The organism is Streptomyces sp. WM6378, assembly GCF_001279695.1.
In the GTDB taxonomy this organism is placed as follows: Bacteria; Actinomycetota; Actinomycetes; order Streptomycetales; family Streptomycetaceae; genus Streptomyces.
Window position 1 is genome coordinate 24,914 of sequence record NZ_LGDD01000334.1, and the last position, 6,933, is coordinate 31,846.

The 6,933-nt window shown below is 71.3% G+C and carries 3 protein-coding genes; all 3 read left to right on the forward strand.

All coding sequences use genetic code 11. From position 1 onward, the window contains the following. Positions 1–16 precede the first annotated feature (16 nt). The 3 genes from ADK54_RS37195 (at position 17) to ADK54_RS37205 (ending at position 6,579) form a co-directional block, all read left to right on the forward strand. Positions 17–2,815 (forward strand): AAA family ATPase, encoded by a 2,799-nt coding sequence (locus ADK54_RS37195; protein ID WP_234392362.1) that lies wholly within the window; start codon positions 17–19, stop codon positions 2,813–2,815. 3 nt (positions 2,816–2,818) lie between these two features. Continuing rightward, entirely contained in the window at positions 2,819–5,521 is a 2,703-nt protein-coding gene (locus ADK54_RS37200) for a helix-turn-helix transcriptional regulator (RefSeq protein ID WP_053730245.1), read from the forward strand. A gap of 326 nt (positions 5,522–5,847) precedes the next feature. Then, positions 5,848–6,579 (forward strand): LuxR C-terminal-related transcriptional regulator, encoded by a 732-nt coding sequence (locus ADK54_RS37205; protein ID WP_234392363.1) that lies wholly within the window; start codon positions 5,848–5,850, stop codon positions 6,577–6,579. Positions 6,580–6,933: the final 354 nt, after the last annotated feature.

Genomic DNA, 6,933 nt, shown 5'->3' on the forward strand with positions numbered 1-6,933 from the left:
GACCGAGGAGGCGTCTGTGGCGGGACTGAACGACGAACAGCCATACGCTGGGTTCCTGTGGGCGGGGCGTCGACGCACCGACTCGTCTCTGCTCGAACGCGAGCAGGAGCAAGCAGAGTTGACGGAGGTGGTGGCCGCTCTCGGCGAAGGCCACCCTGCCGTCGTCTCGGTGACCGGCCGCCCCGGCTTCGGCCACAACGCCCTGCTGCGCTGGACCGCCCGGCTCGCCGAGGAGCGCGCGGTACGCGTCCTGCGCGTCAGCGGCTCCCCGGCCGAACGCGACCTTCGGCACGGAGCCGTCATCCAGCTTCTCACCCAGCTGGGTGAGGTGACTGAACGCGCGCTTCGGGTACTGCGCGAGTACCGCGAGCCGGACGGCCTGCCGGGCCTCCTCGAACTCCTGCACACCACCCACCGCACACCCACACTCGTGACGGTGGAGGACGCGCAGTGGCTGGACCCGGCCTCCCTGCACTGGCTACAGGCCATGGTGCGCCGCCTGTCCGCGGGCTTCCCCCTTGTACTGCTCGTCGGCCGTACCGGCACCGACCCGCACGGCCCCGACTGGCTGACCGACACCGCCCCTTCCGCACGGCTGACCCGCCACCTCACCGTCCGCGCGCTGAGCCCCCGCGCGGTCGCCGCCCTCGCTGAAATGATCTTCGGCGCCCCCTGCGACGAGCCGTTCGCCGCCGCGGCCGCCCGGCTATCCCACGGCAGCCCCGCCGTACTGCACGCGGCACTGCACTGCCTGGCAGACGCCGGTCAACGCCCCACCGCCGACCTCATCCCGCAGCTGCACACTCTGATCACCGGCATCATCGGCGAGCGCGCCGGGCGCGCCCTGTGGGGCCTGACCGACGAGGCCACCGCCGTCCTGCGCGCGCTGGCCGTCGGCGGCGACCTGCTGGACTTCACCCTGATCTCCTCCCTGGCCGGGCTGCGCACCGTACGAGAGTCCCAGCTGCGCGCGGCGCTGGAAACCGCCGGCTTCACCGTTCCCGACGGCCCCCACGAACGCATCCGCCTGCCCGTCGTCAGGGCCCGCATCCTGGAGGACACGCCGACCGACGAACGCGCCGCCCTGTATGCCCGCGCCGCCCACCTCGCCCACCGGACCGGCGCCGGCGACGAGGACATCGCCGCCTTCCTCCTCCATGCACCCCCCATCGGCGAGCCTTGGGCGGTCCAAGCCCTGCACGGCAGCTTCGGCGCCGCCATGCGCCGCAGTGAGTTCGCCCGGGCCGCCGCCTGGCTGAACCGCGCCCTCGACGAGCCCCAGCACCCCGCTCAGCGCGCACAGACCAGCCTCGACCTGGCCGGCGTCGAGGCCATGACCTCCCCCGAAGCGAGCGACCACAGGCTCGCCACCGTCGCCAACAACCCGGGCGAGGGTGAACGCTGGGCCCAACTGCGCCTGCAGGCTCTGGACATGGGCCTGGCCCGCGGCGACGCTGCTTGGGGCAGCCGGGTCGCCACCCAGGCCCTGGCCACCGCCCACGGCAGCGAGCGCGACGACCTGATCGCGCTGTACTGGTACGCCGCCCAGGCCGGGCCCGAGGCCGCCGACGTTCCCGCCGCCGGTGTCCCCGCCCTGCCCCAACACCCCCTCGTCCCCGCTCAGGCCGGCCTCCGCGCCGGGCAGCTCGCCGCCCGCGGCGAGTACCGCGAACAGGCTGCGGAGCTGGCTCGCCGGGCTCTGGAAGCAGGCCATGACGCACCCGTGATCCCCCGCCTGGTCGCCGTCAGAGCACTCTGGCTCACCGACGCCGCCACCGAAGCCGAGGACCACCTCGCCGCCATCGTCGCCGAACTGCGCCGCCGCCACCGCCGCCCCACGCTCGCCCGCGCGCTGGTTCTGCACGCCGAACTGCACATGCGCGGCGGCCGCCTGGACGCCGCCGAACGCGCGGTGGACGGTGCCGAACGGGCGCTGCCCGCCGCTGCCTGGCACCCTTTGGCCGTCCCGCACCACATGGCCGTACGCACCGCCATCGCCCTGGAGACCCGCCAACGCGACCAGGCCCGTGCCCTGTACGACGCCCCGGCACCGCCCGGATCCGAATGCGGCGTCCACTGGCCCTTCCTCGTGTTCACTCGCGCCCGCGTGGCCATCGACGAAGAACGCTGGGCCGAGGCCGTCGAACTGCTCAAAGAGACCGGAAGATGGCTGCTGCGCAGACAGTGGATCAACCCCGCTGTGCTGCCGTGGCGCTCGCTGGCCGCCAGAGCCTGTCTCACCCTCGGCGACCGGGAACAGGCCCAGCGCCTGATCTGCGAGGACCTCACCCTCGCCCGCCGCTGGGGCGCCCCGAGCGCACTGGGCCTGGCCCAACTGTGCGCCGAATCCCTCGCCCCGCACGAACCGGCCGCCGGACCCCGCGAATTCACCCCCGTCCCTCGCGGGCCCAACCAGCTCGCCTATGCCTCGGCCCTGGCCGACATCGCCACGGAAGAGGCCACCAACGGCGACCGCACCACCGCGGCCCGTCTGCTGACCGAACTGTCCCGCCACACCGTCACACACATCTCCAGCCGCTTGGCCGAACGCGCGCGGTGGCTGGCCACCCGGCTGGAACAGACCGCCACGCCCGACGACGACTCCACCCTCCCCAAGGAGTGGGCCGTCCTCTCACCCGCCGAGCGGCGGACCGCCGAACTGGCCCGCTGCGGCCTCGGCAACCGCGAGATCGCCGAACAGCTCTCGGTGAGCCGGCGCACCGTCGAGCTGCGGCTGAGCAGCACGTACAAGAAGCTGCGCATCACCTCACGCCAGGAGCTCCGTGCGCGGAGCAGGCCGATGAAAAGGACATGATCGATGCTGCTTGAGCGGGAATCCGAACTGGCCCGGATCGGCACCGCAGTGCGTCAGGCACAGGCGGGCCGTTCCTCCGTACTGCTGGTGACCGGCCCTCTGGGCATCGGCCGGTCCTCCCTCCTCGACGAGGCCGGCACCCCTCCCCCCGACAACTTACGGGTGTTACGGGCCAACGCCGCCCCTGTCGAGCAGGACTTCGCCTTCGGCATCGTCCACCAGCTCCTCGGCCCCCTCTTACCCGACGACCTCCCCACCCCCGGCGACCACAACGTCCCCGCCTCCGAAGCCGTCCTGCACGGCCTGCGGTCGATACTCGCCGAAGCCTGCGCCACCACCCCCGTACTCCTCCTCGTCGACGACCTGCAGTGGGTCGACCTTCCCTCCCTGCGCTGGCTCGCCTACCTGACCCGGCGCACGGACGGGATGCGCGCCGCCCTCGTGTGCACCCTGCGTGACGGCGAGCCCCGAGCCCGGCACCCGCTCGTCGGCGACCTGGCGGACGCCGCCGACATCCTGCGCCCCGCCCCGCTCTCGCTCGACGGCACTCGGGCCCTGATCCACCACCAGCTGGGCGAACCCGCCGAGGACAGCTACGCCCTCGCCTGCCACGACACCTGCGCCGGCAACCCCCTCTTCCTCCAGTCCGTCCTGCGCGACCAGGCTCTCAACGGCCACCGCCCCACCGCCGAACAGGCCGACCAGGCCCGCACCTTGTGCCCCGCCCAGCTCCGCGACCGGCTGACCAGCTGCCTCCACACACAGCCCGCCCCCGTACGCGACCTGGCCGCGGCCATCGCTGCCTTCGGCGACCACGGCGAGCCCGAACTCGTCCGGCGCCACGCACGACTGGACACCATCGGCTACCAGCGGGCCCTGCGCGCCCTGCACCGCCTCGGCCTGCTCGCCCCCCACGACGACACCCCACGCTTCCTCCACGACGTCGTATGCCACGCCGTCGACTCCGCCCTCACCATCGCCGAACGGGAACGCTCCCGGGACGCCGCGGCTGAAATCCTCCACCAGGCCGGCCGCCCGGCCGAACACGTCGCGGACCTGCTGATGGGGGTCATCGACACCCGGCGTCCGTGGGCCATAGGGGTGCTACGGACGGCAGCGGACGCCGCGCTGTGCCGCAGTGCGCCGGACGCCGCCGCCCGCTACCTGCGGCGCGCCCTGCTGGAGAGCACCGCGGGCGACGGCGAACGCGCGCGCCTGCTGATCGACCTGGCCAAAGCCGAACGCGGCATCGACCCCGCCGCCTGCGAACGCCACATCAGCCAGGCCGTCCGCCTGCTGTCGTCGGCCACCGACCGGGCCGCGGCTACCTTGCTCATCCCGCCCAGCTTCCTCGGCGACGCAACCTCCTCGGCGGCGGACCTGCTGCGCAACGTCTCCGAGGACTTCGAGCCCACAGAGCCGAGCCAGAGGTGTCCCAGCGATATCGCCCTGCGCCTGGAAGCGCGCCTGTGGCAGGCCGGGCACGAGAACCCGGCGGAGCTGACCGGCGCGGTGGAACGCCTGCGCTCACTCGGCACCCCGCCCCCCTTGGACACCGGCGGCGCCCGCGAACTGGTGGCCGTCCTGAACAATGCGGGGGTCCTCTCAAGTGCCCTGCCGGCACCGGAGGTCGCAGCCCTGGCCGGACAGATCCTGGAATGCGAGCCGGTGACCTCCGAACCCGCCCGCATCGCACTACCGCTGGTCGCGGTGGCCCTGTACGCCGCCGACGCGGTGGAAGGCATCAACACCCGCCTGTCCTGCGAGCAGCACACCGAGCGCCCGCATGCGGGGGTGCACGCCGAGAACGCCCTGATCCAGCTCGCCTGTGGGCGCCTTACCCAGGCCCGCGAACAGGCCGACCGGGCCGCCGGACTGTCCGACGAGGACTGGCGCGTGCCGACCACGTTCGTCCGGGCCGCGGTGGCCATGGAGTCCGGCAACATCCAGCTGATCGAACGTCTCCTTGAGGACCCCGGGAGGTGCTGGCCGGCCAGCCTCGCCATGACGGCCATCCGACAACTCCTCAAGGCCTCGCTCGTCGCCCGCCGCGGCCGCGGCGCCGCCGCCCTGAAAGTCCTCTTGGCCTGCGGCCGCCAACTGGAATCGGCCGGCTGGCGCAACTCCGTCCTCTTCCCCTGGCGGCCCCGCGCCATCGTCCTGCACCACCGGCTGGGCGAGACCCGGCCGGCTCTGGCCCTGGCGAAGGAGGAACTGACCTGGGCCCGGCAGTGGGCGGCTCCCGCCGCTCTCGGCCGTGCCCTGCGCCTGAACGCCCTCCTGCCCGGTGGAGACGGCGAATCCGCCTTGCGCGAGTCCGCCGAGATCCTTCGCACGTCCGCCAACACGCTTGAGCTGTCCCGTACGTTGCTCCAGTTGGGTCGAACTCTGGAAAACGGCAAGGAGGCGAGGACGGTGCTGCGTGAGGCCGTTGATCTCACCACCGCCTGCGGCGCCCCCTGGCTGACTGAGCGCGCACGCGCGGCCCTGGGAACCGCCGCCCCCAGCCAGGAGGCACCGCTCACCCAAGGCGAGCGCAAGGTTGTCTCCCTGGTGAGCCGGGGTCTGACCAATCAGGAAATCGCCGATGAACTGGGCGTGAGCACCCGCGCGGTGGAGAAGCACCTGACGTCGTGTTACCGGAAGTTGGGCGTCTCAGGGCGGCGGGAGCTGCTCGCAGGCCAGAGCGCACTCGGGTCGCACTGAGTGCGTCGTGAGGAGCGTCTCTTACGGTGCGGGGGATACCGGCGGTAGGAGTTCGGAGTGTTCGGGGAGCCGAAAGGTCGAGGCGGACCGTACCGTGCGGGAGTGTGAGACCACAGGATTAGGGGTGGGGCACGGGTCAACGTTGACGCTTGTTCAGATCGGTCCTTAGTGTCAATTGTGTCGGGGAGTTCGGAATTTCTTTCCGGCAGCTTCCGGGCGGCCCTCGGTTCCCGTGGCCCGCTTCATTCTCCGGTTCTCTCCTTCTCGCTCGATGTCTCTTGATTTTTGGTTCACATACGGGGGTTGGAAAGGATGTCAGTCCCTTGATGCTTCCTGCTCTGGTGGATTCTCTGCAATTTTCGGCAGGCCACAGTACGGTCGGCGCGACCGGTGCGGCGGTCCGAGGGGAGGAGTGGCCGAGCGTGTGCATATCCGTACTGGATCCGGCACTGACGATCCGTCAGGCCAATCAGGACTTCTTCCGTCACTTCGCGACCCCCGCCGCACCTTCCGTCGATGTACTGGCCCCTCCCCCCTCCGATTCCTCGACGGCGGCACCCGACATCTTCGGGCGTAATTTCCGCGATCTGGTGCACCCCAGCGTGCGGCAGCCGCTCATGCGGCAGTTCGAGCGGCTCCTGGAGGGCCGCCGGGACCGCTTCGCCACGAACGTGGTGGCGCTGCGGCCGACCGGCGACGTGTTCACCGGCAGCCTCACGGCCGCCGCCGTGAGCGGCTACGGCCCCGCCCCGGCCGCCGTCCTCGTGGTGATGCAGTCGGGCCAGAGCTCGGCGGACGACGCATTGGTGGCGCCGAAAAGGAAACTGCTCAGCGAGATCGACGCGCGAATTCTGGAGGGAATCGCGGCGGGCCTGTCCACGGTTCCGCTGGCGTCCCGTCTGTATCTCAGCCAACATGGCGTGGAATATCACGTCACCAGTCTGCTGCGGAAACTGAAGGCTCCCAACCGCGCGGCGCTGGTCTCCCGCGCGTATGCGATGGGGGCGCTGACGGTGGGGACCTGGCCGCCCCGCGTCGTTGAGGACTTCATCAAGTAACACTCCTACCCGCATTCTGGTGGTTCACCGCGCGGACGCGGGCCGAGGTCTGCCTTTGCGACCCGGACTGCTCCAAGGGCGAGCCGAGGAGGTACTGGGCGCCGGGGGTGCCGCCGAGCATCCGCGGCGCCTCCGGCCTGTCTGCGCACGGCCGGCCCCAGGCCCGGCCGACTCTACGGAATTCCATGGTCACCCCCATAGAGACTGGGCGCGTGGCGTGCGGGAAGTCGAGCTGCCTCGTGCAGGGCACGCAGCTAACTCAGTAGCTGTGGAACAGCAGTCCCCAGTGCCGGCTGTCCCCCTCGAAATCCTCTGCTGTCCGACGGTCTTGAGATGGGTTGGAACGTGGCGAAC